12 protein-coding genes are annotated in these 16614 nt (G+C 49.6%); 3 read left to right on the forward strand and 9 right to left on the reverse strand.

The features are described 5' to 3' along the window. Positions 1-85: 85 nt before the first annotated feature. The 3 genes from N5E87_RS04240 to zapE form a co-directional block, all read right to left on the reverse strand. The gene (locus N5E87_RS04240) at positions 86-1021 is read right to left on the reverse strand and encodes an NAD-dependent epimerase/dehydratase family protein (RefSeq protein WP_279775115.1); all 936 of its coding nucleotides are present in this window, start codon (positions 1019-1021) and stop codon (positions 86-88) included. A gap of 238 nt (positions 1022-1259) precedes the next feature. Next, on the reverse strand, positions 1260-1697 hold the full coding sequence (locus N5E87_RS04245; RefSeq protein WP_086902074.1) for a MerR family transcriptional regulator: 438 nt from the start codon (positions 1695-1697) through the stop codon (positions 1260-1262). Positions 1698-1746: 49 nt separating this feature from the next. Beyond that, positions 1747-2949: a cell division protein ZapE gene (gene zapE / locus N5E87_RS04250; RefSeq protein WP_176370273.1), complete on the reverse strand. Its 1203-nt coding sequence runs from the start codon at positions 2947-2949 to the stop codon at positions 1747-1749. 217 nt (positions 2950-3166) lie between these two features. Between zapE and N5E87_RS04255 the strand changes: the two genes are divergently transcribed. Continuing rightward, positions 3167-3955, forward strand: coding sequence for a polymer-forming cytoskeletal protein (locus tag N5E87_RS04255; RefSeq protein ID WP_086902075.1), 789 nt, complete (start codon positions 3167-3169; stop codon positions 3953-3955). A gap of 3 nt (positions 3956-3958) precedes the next feature. Here the strand turns inward: N5E87_RS04255 and N5E87_RS04260 are convergent, their stop codons facing one another. After that, entirely contained in the window at positions 3959-5497 is a 1539-nt protein-coding gene (locus N5E87_RS04260) for an insulinase family protein (RefSeq protein WP_279775116.1), read from the reverse strand. Further along, positions 5494-6909, reverse strand: a complete 1416-nt coding sequence (locus tag N5E87_RS04265; RefSeq protein WP_279775117.1) for a pitrilysin family protein — start codon at positions 6907-6909, stop codon at positions 5494-5496. Before N5E87_RS04265 ends, N5E87_RS04260 begins: the two co-directional genes overlap by 4 nt. A gap of 162 nt (positions 6910-7071) precedes the next feature. Here N5E87_RS04265 and N5E87_RS04270 point away from each other — a divergent pair, with 162 nt between their 5' ends. Then, a complete protein-coding gene (locus tag N5E87_RS04270) occupies positions 7072-7899 on the forward strand; it encodes a M14 family metallocarboxypeptidase (RefSeq protein ID WP_088210999.1) in 828 nt (275 codons plus the stop codon). Between the two features lie 100 nt (positions 7900-7999). On the opposite strand, the gene N5E87_RS04275 is transcribed toward N5E87_RS04270, so the two are convergent. The 3 genes from N5E87_RS04275 to N5E87_RS04285 all read right to left on the reverse strand — a co-directional run bounded on the left by N5E87_RS04275 (position 8000) and on the right by N5E87_RS04285 (position 13120). Then, on the reverse strand, positions 8000-8914 hold the full coding sequence (locus N5E87_RS04275) for a L,D-transpeptidase family protein (protein ID WP_011625331.1): 915 nt from the start codon (positions 8912-8914) through the stop codon (positions 8000-8002). Between the two features lie 171 nt (positions 8915-9085). Beyond that, entirely contained in the window at positions 9086-10642 is a 1557-nt protein-coding gene (gene norR, locus N5E87_RS04280) for a nitric oxide reductase transcriptional regulator NorR (protein WP_279767159.1), read from the reverse strand. Positions 10643-10834: 192 nt separating this feature from the next. Further along, positions 10835-13120: a nitric-oxide reductase large subunit gene (locus N5E87_RS04285; protein ID WP_279767160.1), complete on the reverse strand. Its 2286-nt coding sequence runs from the start codon at positions 13118-13120 to the stop codon at positions 10835-10837. Between the two features lie 622 nt (positions 13121-13742). On the opposite strand from N5E87_RS04285, the gene N5E87_RS04290 reads away from it, so the two are divergent. Next, positions 13743-15467 (forward strand): potassium/proton antiporter, encoded by a 1725-nt coding sequence (locus N5E87_RS04290; protein ID WP_086902080.1) that lies wholly within the window; start codon positions 13743-13745, stop codon positions 15465-15467. Positions 15468-15640: 173 nt separating this feature from the next. On the opposite strand, the gene N5E87_RS04295 is transcribed toward N5E87_RS04290, so the two are convergent. Then, the gene (locus N5E87_RS04295; protein WP_086902081.1) at positions 15641-16567 is read right to left on the reverse strand and encodes an LpxL/LpxP family Kdo(2)-lipid IV(A) lauroyl/palmitoleoyl acyltransferase; all 927 of its coding nucleotides are present in this window, start codon (positions 16565-16567) and stop codon (positions 15641-15643) included. Positions 16568-16614: the final 47 nt, after the last annotated feature.

The raw sequence follows: 16614 nt of genomic DNA on the forward strand, positions 1-16614 counted from the left end.
TCTTACTCTCTGCCTCTTACTCTCTGCCAGTTAGTGAATGCATGAGATGGCGTCACACTTATCCACGACGCCATCGAGCATACTCTTAGATTAACTTGCGTTGCTTGGCGATTTCAGCCAGCCCTTGTTCAAAGCGAGTGACCTTAAAATCAGGGAAGCGAGCTTTAAATTTATCAGAAATAAACAGATTGTCGCAGCGATAACGGGGCAGCAATTCTCCCGCATCACGTATGGTGGGGTTGAATTTACCCGCGAGCCACAGTTGCCATTCTTTGACCACAGTATATCGCGCCGATACTTTAAAAATGTCGGCTGCAAGAGTAATGAATTCCTTATAGGTCAATCTATTGTCATCACAGGGTAAGTGCCATGTTTGTCCATAGGCATCAGGCGTATTCCCGAGTAAGGCCATGGCGCTGCTGGCATCTGGGGTGTAAATCAAACTGCGTTTCGTATCGTCACGTAAAAACACTTTGGCCTTTTTCCCTTGGGCGAGATTGTCGATAACCGTGGTGTTGGTAATGCTCTGGGTTTGGCCTGGGCCGTAAAATTCTGGCGCGCGGCAGATCATCGCCTCGAGTCGCCCGGCCTTCATCTCATCGAGTAACATTTGGGTGATGTCGCCCCTCACGCGGCCTTTGGCACCATTGGGTGCAAATGCTGCATCCTCGTGCTGCGGCGCCGCCGTTTGCGGATACATATAGGTATTATCGAAATACACCAGCTTGGCGCCGTGAGTCTTACAGGCCTGGATAACATTCCCCATGATAACAGGCCATTGCTTAACCCAAAGCTGAGTATCCATTGGCAGTCCCGCCGTGAGATAAACGATGTCAGAGCTTTCCACCGCGGCTAAGGTTTGTGTTAAGTCGAGCAGGTTGGCGCTCTTTAACTCGTCCGTGGCATTCACTTTTTGCGGTTTACGGCTAACAAGGCGAATGTCACAGTCAAACTCGCGGTTAAGGCTAAGGGCTAGTTCTCTGCCGATTTGGCCATTGGCTCCGAGTATGGTTTGTCTCATGTTTTCTCCAAAGGGATGACTCGTTTGCCACTATCCTAAGGTTAAAGCTAAGTTTAAGGTCAATAGCCAATCTTGGGATTTATTCGCTTGAGCTTAAAGCGCACCTAGTGATGCTATAAGAATAAAGAAGTTAGTTGGAATGTGGTGACGCATCTGGGCTAAATCCGCAGCCAGCAAAGTGGTGGCCAAAAAGAGGGTGCCGTTATTGTCTTCGATGTGAGGCTTTTCAGTGATCGGGTTATTTGGACTTTGGCTGCGATTGAGTGGATAAAATATCCCAACCGAATTGCGACATCACCCGCTGCGCATTGGTTTGGCAGTCCATATCTTGGGGTTTAGCTTCAATTTCGGTTAAGACCTCCAATAACTTGGCTTTGTTGAGTGCGATTTTTCGCTCGATTTCTTCGAGATCGTTGACCTTTTGCCGCAGCGTATTGAGTAAATGCTGATGATCCCAGTTGGCCAGATCGGCTGGCAGTAATAACCGCAGTTCATCGAGGCTAAATCCCGCCTGTTGCCCGGTGGTGATCATCTCGAGCGCCATCACTGCCTCAGGTGGATAACTGCGATAACCATTCGCTTTACGTTTCACCGCTTTGAGTAAACCAATGCGTTCGTAGAATCGGAACCGCGACGCCGCAAGTCCGGTCTTTTGGGATAATTCACCAATATTCATCTTGATATCACTTTCTTGCTGATGTTAATCGTGCCCATTGCGGGACGCCTCATTCTACTCTTTGCTGGCTCATTTCAATGAGCCGACTATAGGTACGGCGAAACTCAAAACTGAGGGCGCCGCCTTGGTAGAGTTCGCTCAGTGGCACTTCGCAACTTAAATATAAGCTCACCCCTTGATCATATAACTCATCGATAAGGCTGATAAAACGCCGCGCTGGATCATCGTTGGCGGCGTAGGACAGTTGCCGCTCTCCCGTGGTGGCCGCTTGGTTGTCGCCTGTGCCATCTTCAGTGCCGCGGGCGCGGATCCAACCTTTTACTTCGCCCCCGAGTCTGGGCACATTACTCAGCATTAACACCTTAAATCGGCTTGCAATTTCAATATAGTCGAGTTGCGAGCGCGGGCCATCGCACAGGGCATGAAAATCAAACCAGGCGACCGAAGGCTGCTGGCCTTCAGCAGTGGCGCGCAGGACAGGAATATCCCGCTGACAGATGCGCAACGTGCTGGTTTCAAACGCGGGCGCACCATGCGTCAGCGCCGTGAAAATGGCCTCGAAATTCAGTGTGCCAGTCAGGCCAATATTCTTTGAGGTGGCGGCAATGGCCTCTGCCGACGGCTCGTGATTCAAGGCGTGCAACCTGTGGTCTTGCTCGCCATTCAAATGCAGCATTTGGGTATGGACCTGGAGCAGTGCAATGCAGGGTAAAAATCTGTGTCTGGCGAGACCATTTTCATATAAGCGCTCGATGGGAATGTTGGATGTGGCAACTAACACGACCCCTTGGGCAAACAAGGTTTCAAACAAACCAGCGAGGATCATGGCATCCCCTATGTCTGAGACAAAAAACTCATCGAAACAGAGTACCTTGCACTCCTGCGCTAAATTTTTTGCGATCAACTTAAGGGGATCGCGCTGCCCTGCATGTTCCTTTAAGGCTTGGTGTACCCGCGCCATAAAGCGATGAAAGTGCAACCTAAGCTTTCCCTGTTGTGGCAGGGAATCGAAGAACAAATCCATCAGAAAGGTTTTACCACGGCCGACATCGCCCCACAAATATAAGCCTTTGATTGGCTGAGCATCTGTTTGGCCACAGATCTGCTGATACAGCTTATCTAAGGCGAGTACTGCCTGTGCCTGCGCGGGATCCTCAATCAGCTCGGCGCCGATCTTTGCCTGATAAATGGCCTGAGGTGATAGGGTAGCTGTTGCAATTGTGAGCGGGTTTAAGACCATGGAATTTGTCATCGATTGAGTCAGTGTTATCCCTTTGCGGCAGCAAGCTTGGGCTGATGTTGGGCCTAAATCTGCTGAAAAACCTTGCCAGCCTAACACAGTTAAGCAGTGGACTAAAATCTTACCTAAAACCGACTCAAGTCAAATATCAAAGGAATCCAATGCTTTATTCTTCAGGTATTTTCACTTAACATCTTTTTCACAAAAATAATGAGATGGAATTAAACCTATGGGTAGCAAAGGTAATGGTGTCACTTTTATCAGTGCCTCAACCTCCATTGAGGGCGAGATGCAACTGGCAGGCACGGCATTAGTTGCGGGGAAATTAGTGGGAAGTATCCGCTGCGCCGGACAGATTAAGATCGAGCTTGGTGGCGAAGTTTCGGGTGAGCTCAGCTGTGATGAACTGAAAGTCTGCGGCGTTTTTCGCGGCAAGGTGCGTTGCAATAAATTAGTGATTGTAAGCTCTGGCACGGTCGAGGGCGAAGTGCTTAGCCACCAATTAGAAATTTATGAAGGCGGGCAATTTATCGGTCAGCGTGTTATCGGCCAAGAGCTGGAACATCTACCCGAGCTATTACAAACCTTAGCGCCAGAGGGCGCAGCCAAAAATACCAACACCGCTCAGACTAACGCCTTGTATGCTCGGGATAATCAGCCGGGTGCGCGCAAATGGTTACCCTATGGCGCAGCGGCCGCAGCCGTCATTGTGCTGGTCAGTGTCATAACATCGGCAAAGTTAACTACTTGGGTAAGCACCTTTGGTCAACCAGCGGCCATTACAGCAAATACTGCGCAGGGCGATGCCTTGAATGGTGAAACTCTGCTGCAATCCCCCGTGAAAGATGACACGCTCGCCAAGGATAGCCACGATGACAGCAATCCAGAACATCAAGACGAAATGCATCCTAATATGGAGTCTGGCGCCGCCATGGAAGACTTAGCGCAAATGGAGCAAGGCCATGCCCAGATGTTACAACAGGGCACGGCGAGCGATGTACCTAGCGGTAAACTCTAAAAATTAATCGTTTACTTTGACCACCTCTAGCTGCCAGCCCGGCAGCTTGTGGGTGAGATCGGTCGTTATCCTATCGACATCCCCCCGTAAAATCACCAGAGGTTCACCGCTAAAGGCTTGCTGGGTTAATTGCTGTAACTGTACTGGTGTCAGATCCTGCAGCTTAGCGTTCATCGCTTGGTTCGACTGGGGATCTAATCCCAACACGAGTTGATGAATAAACTGGGTTTCACGTTGGCTGGGATTGTCTTGGGTTAACAGCGCTTCGCCAATCAGATAGGTTTTAAGGGCGGCAATTTCCCCATCGCTCGCTGGCGCTGAGGCTAGCAGCTTGAGATGATCTAAAATCCCCACCACAAAGGCGCCCGTGTGTTCTATCGCCGTACTGCCATAAAACTTAATGCTGGTGGCGAGCGGCGCATTAGCGCATTGGCCATAGACTCCATAGGTTAAGCCTCGCTGTTCACGCAAGTCGTAATAGAGCCGACCCGAAAAGCTGCGTCCCAAGATGGCGGCCAAACTGCGGCAAGCGAGCGGAATATCCTGAGCAGACAGGTGTTTATCGTCGAGGGCATAACCGATCCGTACCTGAGTCTGTACGCTGCCCGGCGCATCAATCAGATAGATAGTGTGTGACTGCTTTATCGACGAAGTCGCTCGATTAAGGGGTTTTGCTTTAGTTGGCCCCGTGGACATGCTTAAGTTTGTATCACCCGGCCACAGGGCGAGGCTTTGCTTGAGATCAAACTCGGCTTCTTCGGCCTCTGTGCTTTCTAAAAACAGGTGCCACTGTGCTTGGGCAAACGTGCGCTGCTGCAATTGCGATAGTTCACTTAAGGTGAGTGAGTCGTACAGTGCCTGATTATTAATGCTCTGATTATAGGGATGCGCCGCCCCAAGGAGTTTATCGCGCCAGACTTTATCAATTTCGGCGCCACTAAAGGCATTCAAGTGCTTATTGAGTTTCAATTGGCGGCGGATATTGTCGATATCGACCGCTGCCACGGCATGTTCGCTAAACGCATCGGCTTGCCAAAACTGTATCAATAGGCGGTAGAGGTGATTAACCGGCCTAGGGCAGGCTAGGCTCAGATTGATACTGTGTAGGGTAACGCGAGTCTCGAAGGTTTCAATGCAGGCATCGGGTTGGTTGAGCGCCAGACTACGGGCCTTTTCCTGCAGGGCGAACTGTAAAATATCTGGATTTTCGAAGGGCATGCTGGGACTGATGGCTACCAGGCTCACCCTATTACTCAGCCCTTGGCTGCTGTTTGCTGTGTGGAGCTGGTAGGGGAGTGTTAGGCCATCGGGCACAATATCGATAAAAGTCGGTTCCGTGGGCAGGCGGATCAGCCCCACCTCTGGTTGTTGAGTTGGGGTATCGAAGCTTGCCAAGCTGGGCGCTTGGGTGGCGGTAAAGTTAAGCTGGGTCTGTTGGCAGGCCATTAGCGTGATACCGATAAGGCCAAGACTCATGGCTTTTAGGCCTTTAAGGAGATTTTGCACTATTGCCAATCTAGTGAATGGAATCGTTTTTATCATAGTACCGCGTCCTCAAGGCTATCGCTCATACTCGATGGCAGCCACTCCAGCAATGTCTTTCCTACGCGGATATACCAAGGCGGTAACAGGTCAACCCTGACCATATCGGTGGTAAAGTATCGCGTGGCAACCCGTTGAATATCCTCTGCACTAACGGAGTTAATCCGTTGCCACTGGGCCGTTAAAGGATGCATTTGGTCTTGTTTCGCCGTGGCGGATAACAGGGTGGCGAGCGATTGAGTGTTATCGAGCAGCGCTAACTGATTGTTCAACCAGCTTTGTTTAAGTTGGCACAGTTCTGCGTCGCTCAATGGTGTCTGCTGCACTTTAGCAACCACGCTTAAAACCTTTTCCGTTAAGTCATCGAGGGAGGTTTTGGCCCTAGGCACTAAGACCAGATTGGTCATGCCATGATTTTTCAGCTCAAAGGGCAATGAATAACTCAACATTTGTGCCGGATCGTGCTGGCTGATTTGCGCTATGGCGCTGCGGGTATTTTGGAATAAATTGCCTTCGAGCAGGCGAATAGCGGCAGCGTCGGGATGATTTTTACCCACAGTATGCCAGGCGAGCAGTAAGCCAGGCCAAGGACCGCGCTCATCGATAAGCTCTGCATGCACGGGTTTGGGAGTGATTTTCAGCTCATCAAATTCGGCTATGGGCTGATCAGGCGTGGGCCAAGCATTAAAGTATTGTGCTATAAGCGACTTAACGTCGGAGGGAAGCTTGCCGACTAAGGATAACTGCATCGCATCGGGGCGATAATGGTCGCGGTGAAAGGCGGTTAAACGCTCGGGACTCGCCTCGGTAATATCCTCGCGGCTGCCAATAATGCCGTGGCCATAGGGCGTATCCTTAACCTGCTCTAGCAGAAACTCCATCGCACTGCGCACATAGGGCTGGTTATCTATGGTTTGCGCCATTTCTTGGAGCACGGTTTCCTGCTGATTTTTCACCGTAGTCTGGTTCAAATCGGGGCGAATAAAACGATCGCCCTCGAGGAACAGCCCTAAGTTAAGGGCTTGGCTGGGAAGAGTGACGTAATAATTGGTGTAATCGAAGTGGGTACTGGCGTTAAAACGCGCCCCAAGAGCACTTAACTGCTGGGCATAGCTGTCGCCGGGAGCCTGCTCGCTGCCCTTGAAGAGCATGTGCTCGAATAAGTGCGCATAGCCCGTTTGGCCCTTGGCCTCATTGCGCGCGCCGACATTAAACTGGCTGGCAATGCTCAAGGTATGCATATCCGCTTGCGGCAAGAGGTGTACCGTGAGGCCATTGGCCAAAGTGTAAGTCTCAATTTGCGACTCGAGTTGATACAGGCGCTCGGCGCCCGTTATCTGGCACTGCGCCTTAAGCGAAGGGCTAAGCAACGCGATAACTAGGCCGAAATAACCGCTAAGGTATGGTCTCATTTAGCATCCTATCTAAATTACCCGCTGAAGGCTTTCATCTGTGTGCTTGTGTGAGCAGCTTAGCCCACTCCTCTGATTTCATCTAAATCAGTTGAATAGCATTCAGTTTTTTAAAAGAACTGCTATGATGGCACAGTTCTTTTTCTGGCATAAGTACAAGATATGGTAAGCAGATCTCCGTTCGAATCCTTTCAGTGGAAAAGCGATATTTTTAACTGTGAAAGCACAGATATCGATAATTTTTATCTACAGCTTGAGCAGGAAATGTCCCGTTTGGGGATGGTTGAGAAAAAACTCGGTGAAGTCGGCAAGTACAGCGTCAGTCTGTATCAATCTCCCGCCGCCAAATCTGGCTTACCTTCGTTATTGATCAGCGCAGGGTTTCACGGCGAAGAATCGGCTGGCCCTTGGGGCTTACTGCACTTTTTAAGTGAGGCATCGGCCGATTTATTCGAACGGGTGAATTTGAGCATTCTGCCTCTGGTGAACCCAACCGGCTTTAAGCGTGGCCACAGATTTAACAAGTTTGGTGAAAACCCTAACCGTGGCTTCGTGTTTGAAAACGGTAAACCTAAGGCCAACGAGAGCACCTCGGTGGAAGGTAAGCTGCTGTTAGATCATGCGCAGTTACTCATCGCGGCGAGCCGTGACGGTATTTTAACCTGCCATGAGGACGTACTGAGCCGTGAGGCTTATGTGTATTCCTTCGAGCCAAGCCAAGTGCCGGGACGTTTTAGTCTCGATTTACGCGATACCTTAGGGGGCTATTTCCCTATCGCCGCCGACGGTGAGATTGATGGTTGCCCTGTTAAAGATGGCCTCATTTTCAATCACTTCGATACCTCATTTGAGGCGTGTTTAGTGCGTAGCGGCGCACGTGTCGGTGCCTGTACCGAAACCCCTGCACTGCAAAACTTCGACCAACGTATCTTGGCAAATAGCGCGGCAATGACTCATTTCTTGGCCCTTTGCGCACCATTATGCGATTGATTCGATAAGTTCATTTCGATTGAAACAAAAATACCCGCCTAGGCGGGTATTTTTATGGGCGCAGCGGCATCAACCGCTGCAATCTATTACTGGTTGCCGATTATTGATTAATAATCGTTGGCACGCCTGTACGTTCATCGAGCAGCTTTTTAATCACTGCTGAATCAGTATCGGCCTTGGCAATAAACTTGGCGATGTCTTTCGGTAGGGTCAGAGAGACGGGCTCTTCTGATTCAAACTCGGCAATGGTGCGTGACAGTGGTTGGTGCACGGCTAAGTAGCGCTTACCGTCTGGCTCTTCGGTCGCTTTAATCGGTTGGTTCACAAATTGTACTCGGGTACCCACTGGAACCGTTTTGAATAAGTGTTCAATGTCATCGTGGCGTAAACGTACGCAGCCTTGGCTGACACGTAAACCAATACCGAAGCTGGCGTTGGTACCATGGATGGCATACAAGTTACCTATGTAGAGCGCGTAGAGTCCCATTGGGTTATCGGGACCGGCTGGCCATACAGCAGGCAGAATTTCGCCCCTTGCGGCATATTCTTTACGAATACGTGGGGTTGGTGTCCAAGTTGGGTTAGCGCGTTTACGTTGAACACTGGTGACCCAGTTTTCAGGGGTATCTTTACCAATCTGACCAATACCGATGGGCAGCACTTCAACGGTGTTCTTACCTTTTGGATAGTAATACAGGCGCATTTCAGCAACGTTGATCACTATGCCTTCACGCGGCGCATTGGGCAGAATGAGCTGTTGAGGAATTAATAGCTTGCTGCCTGGTGTTGGTAGGAAAGGATCCACGCCAGGGTTTGCTTCCAGCAAGTTGCTTAGACCGAGTTGGAATTTAGCGGCAATATCTTCGAGGGTGTGTTTACCCTCTGGCACTGTGTAATACAGGTTTTCGCCAACCAACCGACTCTTCGAAGACGGTAAAGGGTATTCCGTTGCTAAAGCGGAAAGACTCGGAAAAACCAGAGTCAATAATAAAGCTGTGGTGCGAAGCATACTCATAAGCGGATACTACGATTCCTGTTAATAAAATAACCTGTTTTACGCGGCTTTTTCTCCCCAAAACAGGGCGGCAAATTGTCGGGCAAAGTGCACTGGCGCGCGAAGCTCGCATCCTTCCTTATTTTGGCCATTATTTCAACTGAAATATGATCCGTACGGCGTATTTATCACTTATTTTAGCCTTAAGCGTTTTGCGAGGCGATGCAGATTGCCTGGGTCGAGTCCTAAGGCTCTGGCCGAAGCGGCCCAATTGCCGTTATGTACACTGAGCACTTGTTTGATGAAGTCCCGCTGAAAGGTGTCGGTCGCTTGGGCTAAACTGGCGCATTCCTGCGGGCGATGCTGTGTTTCGTTTACGCTTAAACTTGTCGATGCGCTTGTTTCTGAATGACTTTGTTTAAACGGTAAATCAAAATGTTGTGGCGCTATGGTGCAGCAGCCATCCTGTGCCGAGACGCGCGCCAGCACGGTCGCCCTGTGAATGGCGTGCTCGAGCTCGCGCACATTGCCCGGCCAGGTATATTGATTGAGCAAGATTAAACTACTGGGGCTGAAGTTAAGTTGTTTCATCCCGAGTTTTTGTCGATATCGCTCGGCAAAGAATCCGCTCAACAAGGTGATGTCCTGCTCGCGCTCGCGCAGGGGCGGCACCAGCAGGGGAAACACGCTCAACCTATGGTAAAGATCGGCCCTAAAGCGACCAGCCAGCACTTCTGTCTTCAGATCCTTATTGGTGGCGGCAATGATACGCACATCGACTTTAAGACTGCGATCATCCCCCACTTTTTGAATGTCGCCATATTGTAAGACCCGCAGCAACTTAGCCTGAAGGGTGAGCGGAAGCTCGCCAATCTCGTCTAGAAAGAGTGTGCCCTTATCGGCCATTTCAAACTTACCACTGCGATGGCTGATGGCGCCGGTAAACGCGCCTTTGATATGGCCAAAAAGTTCACTCTCGGCAACCGATTCAGGAAGCGCCGCGCAATTGAGATAAACCAAGGGTTTGTGCTGTCTCGCGGACTTTTGGTGTATTGCCTGTGCAACTAACTCTTTGCCTGTTCCAGTCTCGCCTAAAATCAGTACGTTAAGGTCGCTATGGGCAACAACTTCTATCTCTCGATTCAAGCTTTGCATCTGGGGCGAGTTACCGATGATTTCGGCATCGTGGTTAAGGTTCGGGCTCTTTTCCTGCACATGGGTCGAGTGGCTATTGAGTGCCATGCGCTCCAACTTTTCAACCAGCAGGGCGTTGCTTAAGGATGCGGCGGCAATCGCACTTAAGCTGCGAAGCTCAGTATTGCTGAATTGGTCGAACTGCAGGGGATTAAAGGCATCGATAGTCACGGCACCGATAAGCTGTTCGTCGGCAAATAAGGGCAGTCCGATACAGGCATGGACCTTCAATGCCCCGGTTTGATTGGGGATCAAGCCATCGTAGGGATCGGCAAGTTCACTGTCGGCTGGAAAGCGCACTATATCCCCCGCCCGGGCAATGGCCTCAAGCCTTGGATGTTCATTCAGGATAAAGCGTCTGCCGAGCACATCCTCGTTCAAACCGTCGATGGCAAGCGGGGTAAAATAGTGTCCATGGAAGGTGAGTAGCGCTGCCGCGTCACAGTGCAGGTTAGCTCTCACCGTATCGAGCAAGCGTGAGAAGCGGTCTCTGTGGGCTAAACCAGAGGTGATATCCAGTGCGATACGGGTAAGGTCAGTTTGACTTAGGGCCATAAAAACTCCTGCAGCGAGGTTCCCCTGATTTATAGCATTGATTGTTATATTGACACAGGTTGTTTAGACACTGCTAACCGTTAATGCGGTAAGGCTATAAAAGCGTGGTAAACGATAAACGGCGCAGGCCATCAAACTAAGCAACCAAGGTGCCTAAACGGCACCTTGGTCAGACAGGATTAATCGTTGTGATTAGTGATTTGTTTGTAAAACTTCCTGTTGCACTTTGGCCGGTTTATTCAGGGCTTTTCTTATCAAATCGATTAAGAAGGCACCCATTAAGAGACCGCCGATACTGAAGATTATATCTCCAAACATACGCATCCAAACCAGCTTTTCAACCAGTGGACTATGGATCACTTCTGGTGAGCGGGCGAACCAGTATCCATGGTCGATGACGGCAAAAAACTGCGTAATCCCCACGGGTAATAACGACATGAACACCATAGCTGCTAGGCCAATGTTGAGGCTCCAGAAGGCGCCTTTGAGTATTTTGTCATTCCACTGCATATTGCCGGTGAGGCCCCGCAGACAGAAGAGCATCAAGCCCATGCCCAGCATACCGTACACGCCCATAAAGGCGGCGTGACCATGGGTGGCCGTGGTGTTTAATCCTTGAATGTAATAGAGCGAGATAGGTGGATTGATTAAGAAGCCCAGCATACCTGCTCCGACTAAGTTCCAAAACGCGGTCGCCACAAAGAACATTATCGTCCAGTGATAACGTTGCATCCAGCCACTGGCTTTACGCAGACGGTAGGTTTCCATCGCTTCAAAACCAATAATGGCGAGGGGAACGACTTCTAAGGCGGAGAAGATGGCGCCCCAGGCGATCACTGAGGTCGGGGTGCCAGTAAAGTAGAGGTGGTGTAGGGTGCCAATCAAACCTCCGGTTAAGAAGATCACCGTTGTAAATAACACCGCACCGTTGGCACTGCGACCGCGGATTAACCCTAAACGTACCAACATCAAGGCGATAACGGCGGTGGCAAAGGTCTCGAAGAAGCCCTCAACCCACAGGTGCACTACCCACCAACGCCAATATTCTGCAATCGCTAAGTTGGCGTGTTTACCCATAAAGAGGCCTGCGCCATAGAACAAACCAATTGCCACGCAAGAGGCATAGAGTACCCAAATCACAGGGCGCATCTCGCCTTGCACTTTAAGGGCGGGTTTGATGGCTGCGGTGACTAAGGCAAGCCAAATCAATAATCCGACGAGGAGTAAGATTTGCCATACTCGGCCAAGATCTATGTACTCATATCCTTGATGACCAAAGAGGAAGTTCATATCGAGGTCAAAATACTGCTGCACCCCAATCCATTCGCCCGCCATGGAGCCAAGCACCACGACGACTAAGGCTACCCAGAGTACGTTAACGCCGAGACGCTGATATTTAGGCTCATAACCCGATAAGGCGGGAGCAATATACAGCCCAGTACCTAACCAGACCGTGGCTATCCAAAATACCGCTAATTGGGTGTGCCAGGTACGAGTCACTGAGTAGGGCAGTATTTCTGAAATCGGTAAACCGTAAAACTCTTGGCCTTCAACCGCATAGTGGGCTGTGATCCCGCCGAGTAAAATTTGCAGTAAGAACAGTCCTATTGCCGTGATGAAGTATTTGCCGACGGCTTTTTGTGAGGCGGTGGGTTTAGTGAAAAACAGCGGATCTTGCTCCGAGGGCTTGGGCAGGCTTTCATGCTTGCCGCTCGCATGGTGCCAGATCAATCCGCCAATCCCCGCAATTAAGGTCACAATACTGAGTATCGACCAGACGATATTATCCGAGGTCGGTGTATTGCCTAGTTGGGGATCGAAGGGCCAGTTATTGGTGTAGGTATAGGGGGCATCGGGGCGCTCGGTGATTGCCGCCCAGGCTCCCCAAAAGAGAAATGCATTGAGTTGTTCGCGGCGCACTAGATCGGGCACAGTGCCTTCTTTCATGGCGTATTGTTCACGAAGGTTGCTGAGTTCTGGATCGCTGCCAAACAGGGATAAATAATGCTGCTCGACCTTATTTATCGCCTCGATACGAGTGTCGGACAAGCGGATCAGCACAGTGCCATCGGCCTGTGGCTCGACGCTGTTATGGCGTAAATCTTCCCTTAATGCCTGCTCAAGCCCAGCCTTTTGTTGGGAGTTTAATTGGGCAAACGGCGTTTGATATTGCTGCTCAGCGCGAATATCGAGCCAAGCTTCGGCTTCTCTGTGTAACCAGTCAGCGGTCCAATCGGGGGCAACATAAGAGCCATGTCCCCAAACCGAACCCAGTTGATGGCCGCCCATGGAGCGCCAGACCAATTGACCTTGTTCGATATCATTTTCGCTAAACACAACCTGACCATTTACATCGGTAAATGCAGTGGGGATCGGCGGTTTTTCCCGATAAATTTCACTGCCGATGCTCAGCAGGACAGTGAATGAAGCAATCAGCACAACTAACAGTGCGATAGCGGTGAGTTTTTGTTTGCTCATAAGTCTCCTTGATGCAACGTCATTTTGATACGTTTCACCTGCTATTGCGTAATACGTGCCAAACCTTTTTGTTGTTGAAAATAAAGAAGAATATAAATTTTACCCTATGCTTGATTGTCTTTTTGATACTGAATGTTGATTGTTGATATGACAGTGATTGTCTTTATGACATCTTTAGAGGCTTGTATGTCGATAACACAATGGAAAAGGTGATTTTATCTATGCTTTCAAGTTATTGCAGAGTTTAACTGGACTTAAGCCGACTTTTAGCGAATACAGCATATTTTTATATGGTTATCCTCGCGATTTTGGCGGTATACAGTGAGTTTATATGGAATGAAATTTTAAAATATATTGATAAATATAGATTTTATCTTGTTTATGAGCTTGGGTTCATGTTCGGTAGGCGTTTGTGGTTGTACTGGTTTTTATGTAAAAGTTAGTCAAAATGGCCTTTCACTGAAGATTTGGATGTAGATGTTTGAAATTTAATATTTAAAACTCCATTAATTTGCATTTTTTATGCTAGTATAGAAACACAAAAATTTTCAATTGAGTCATTTTTAATCTAGGTGATTTCTTTATCGTTTAACTAAACACTCTTGTATTTAAGGAGGCATGTGTGGATGCAGATTCCATCAATAGTTTTTTTCTGATCGGTGCCTTGCTTGCCGCTGTGAGTGTTTTGTTAAGTCCCGTGTCTTCGCGCTTGGGTATCCCTATCTTATTAATTTTCCTCGCTGTAGGGATTTTAGCCGGGGAGGATGGTCCCGGCGGCATTCTGTTTGACGACTACTCAACCGCTTATCTTGTCAGTAACTTAGCCTTAGCCATTATCTTGCTCGATGGCGGTATGCGCACGCGGGTCGCGAGCTTTAGGGTGGCACTGTGGCCAGCATTATCGCTGGCGACCTTTGGGGTCGCTATTACCACCAGTATCACGGGCGTGATGGCCGCATGGTTATTTGACCTACACTGGTTGCAAGGCTTGCTTGTGGGGGCAATTGTCGGCTCCACCGATGCGGCGGCGGTATTCTCACTATTAAAGGGACGTAGCCTTAACGAACGTGTAGGCGCGACACTGGAAATCGAATCGGGCAGCAACGACCCTATGGCGGTGTTTTTAACCGTAACTCTGATTGCCATCCTCGCGAATGTGGACGCCGAGCTATCCGCAAGCTTTATGCTGATAAGCTTTATCAAACAGTTTGGCTTGGGGATTTTCCTCGGCCTCGGTGGCGGTTGGCTGCTATGGAAGTTGGTTAATTTAAGCAAGCTTGCCGAAGGTTTGTATTCAATTTTAGTGCTCAGTGGCGGTCTGATGATTTATGCCGCGTCGAACAAACTTGGCGGCAGCGGCATCCTGTCGATTTACTTAGTCGGTTTATTCCTTGGCAACAAGCCTACCCGTGGTCGCCATTCAATCTTAAACGTGTTGGATGGCATGACCTGGGTCAGCCAAATCGGTATGTTCCTCGTATTAGGGCTGCTGCTCACACCATCTGACTTGTTAGATATTTGGCTGCCGGGCTTGGCGTTAGCCTTTGGGATGATCCTGTTTGCCAGACCGTTAGCCGTTTGGCTAAGCTTGTTGCCCTTTAAGAGTTTTAGCAGTCGTGACCGTTGGTTTATCTCTTGGGTTGGGCTTCGTGGCGCCGTGCCGATTATTTTAGCGGTATTCCCTATGATGGCGGGATTACCGGGCGCTCAGCTGTATTTTAACTTGGCATTCTTCGTAGTGTTAGTGTCACTGCTAGTGCAAGGGGCATCACTTACCACGGCGGCGCGTTTAGCTAAGGTGGAGTTACCGCCTAAGCCATTACCGATTTCACGCTCTGGGGTCGAAATTTACCCGAGCAGCGAGTGGGAAGTGTTTGTGTACCATCTGAGTGAAAACAAATGGTGTATCGGCGAGCCGCTTAAACGTCTCTCTATGCCGGATGGCACGCGGATTGCGGCGGTATTTCGTCAAAACACACTGTTGCATCCATCGGGCAGTACCTGCCTAGAAGCGGGTGATATATTGTGTGTGCTCGGGCAAGAGAAGAGCCTAGAGGCCTTGAGTAACCTCTTTAGTCAGGCGCCCGAAACCAAAGAAGTACCACGTTTCTTCGGTGACTTCTTTATCGATACCGAGGTTAAGCTGCTGGATCTAGCGCCGATTTATGGTCTGGAGTTAGACGAAGCAACAGGTGATATGACGGTCGCGGATTTAGTGGCGGCAGAATTAGGTTCACATCCGGTACTTGGGGATCAGTTCCTATGGCAGTCGTTGCATTGGGTGGTTGCAGGGCTCTATGAAGGCAAAGTCACCAATGTGGGTATTCGCTTACCGGCGGAGGCATAACCAGTGCTTAAGCCTGCGATGCAGGACTTAGCAGGATATGATGCTTAGGGTTTCAAGCCCTCAACCCTCAACAATGTCTTAAACCAACAGATCTAAGATAAAAAATGCCAAGCGATTGCTTGGCATTTTTTATTCGCGTTTAAGCGCTTATCTCGAACCGACTGAACAAAAGCTTATTTATATAAGGACTTGTCCGTTGGATCTGGGCGAGTCTTAAAGCGGCGGTGAAGCCACATATATTGGGCGCGATTTCTATCGATAATCCGTTCGATAATTTTGTTACCGCGAATGGCATCGGTCAGTTCATCTTCGCCCGGGAAGTTATCCAGCGGCGGCATAATCTCAATATGGTAACCCTTATCGCCTTCGGTACGCTCCACGAAGAAGGGGAGCACTTTGGCCTTGCCGAGTTTGGCCAGTGTGGTGGCGCCAGTAATGGTCGCGGCATCGGGCACAGCATAGAAGGGAATAAATACCGCACTTGAACGCCCAAAATCCTGATCGGCGGTATACCAAATCACATCGGGATTGCGTAAACAACGCACCATCTGACGTAGATCGCGTTTAGGTACTAAGGCTTTGTTTGAGCGTAGGCGGCCTTTGACCTGCAGGTATTCCATCACCGGATTGTTGTGTGGGCGATATACCCCTACACCGGGTTGGAATTGACCAAAAATACGTGCGCCCATTTCCAGTGGTAAGCAGTGCACTGCAAACAGAATCACCCCATGGCCAGCGTTCAAGGTGTCTTGAACGTATTCTTTGCCGGTTATCTGCATATGTTGTTGGATTTTTTCATCGGACCACCACCAGGCATTGATGGTATCGAAAATCGCTTTACCCGTTTCTTCAAAGTTGCGGGTCAGCAGGGCTTCACGCTCCGACTCGGGCATATCGGGGAAACAGAGGGTTAAATTGCGGCGCGCGGTATGGGTACGACTGCCTGCAATAGCCTTGACTAATCGGCCTAGGCCTTTGCCTAACTTCATCTGCCACGAGAGAGGCAACACTTGGGTAATCCGCATCACTAACACCCCAAACCACATGGGCCAGTGCTTCGGATGATATAAGGATGATGAAAACTCAGCTTTCTCGACCACAAAAATACTCGCTACTTTTGAAAATTACTGCTTATTCTAACTCATAT

The sequence above is a fragment of the Shewanella sp. GD03713 genome (assembly GCF_029843705.1).
Classification (GTDB): domain Bacteria; phylum Pseudomonadota; class Gammaproteobacteria; order Enterobacterales; family Shewanellaceae; genus Shewanella.

Excerpts from the sequence above, each read along its gene's own strand:
- N5E87_RS04285 (WP_279767160.1), bottom strand. The coding sequence starts at position 13,120 with ATGAGCAAACAAAAACTCACCGCTATCGCACTGTTAGTTGTGCTGATT.
- N5E87_RS04245 (WP_086902074.1), bottom strand. The coding sequence starts at position 1,697 with ATGAATATTGGTGAATTATCCCAAAAGACCGGACTTGCGGCGTCGCGG.
- N5E87_RS04240 (WP_279775115.1), bottom strand. The coding sequence starts at position 1,021 with ATGAGACAAACCATACTCGGAGCCAATGGCCAAATCGGCAGAGAACTA.
- N5E87_RS04275 (WP_011625331.1), bottom strand. The coding sequence starts at position 8,914 with ATGAGTATGCTTCGCACCACAGCTTTATTATTGACTCTGGTTTTTCCG.
- N5E87_RS04260 (WP_279775116.1), bottom strand. The coding sequence starts at position 5,497 with ATGATAAAAACGATTCCATTCACTAGATTGGCAATAGTGCAAAATCTC.
- N5E87_RS04270 (WP_088210999.1), top strand. The coding sequence starts at position 7,072 with ATGGTAAGCAGATCTCCGTTCGAATCCTTTCAGTGGAAAAGCGATATT.
- N5E87_RS04265 (WP_279775117.1), bottom strand. The coding sequence starts at position 6,909 with ATGAGACCATACCTTAGCGGTTATTTCGGCCTAGTTATCGCGTTGCTT.
- zapE (WP_176370273.1), bottom strand. The coding sequence starts at position 2,949 with ATGACAAATTCCATGGTCTTAAACCCGCTCACAATTGCAACAGCTACC.
- N5E87_RS04255 (WP_086902075.1), top strand. The coding sequence starts at position 3,167 with ATGGGTAGCAAAGGTAATGGTGTCACTTTTATCAGTGCCTCAACCTCC.
- norR (WP_279767159.1), bottom strand. The coding sequence starts at position 10,642 with ATGGCCCTAAGTCAAACTGACCTTACCCGTATCGCACTGGATATCACC.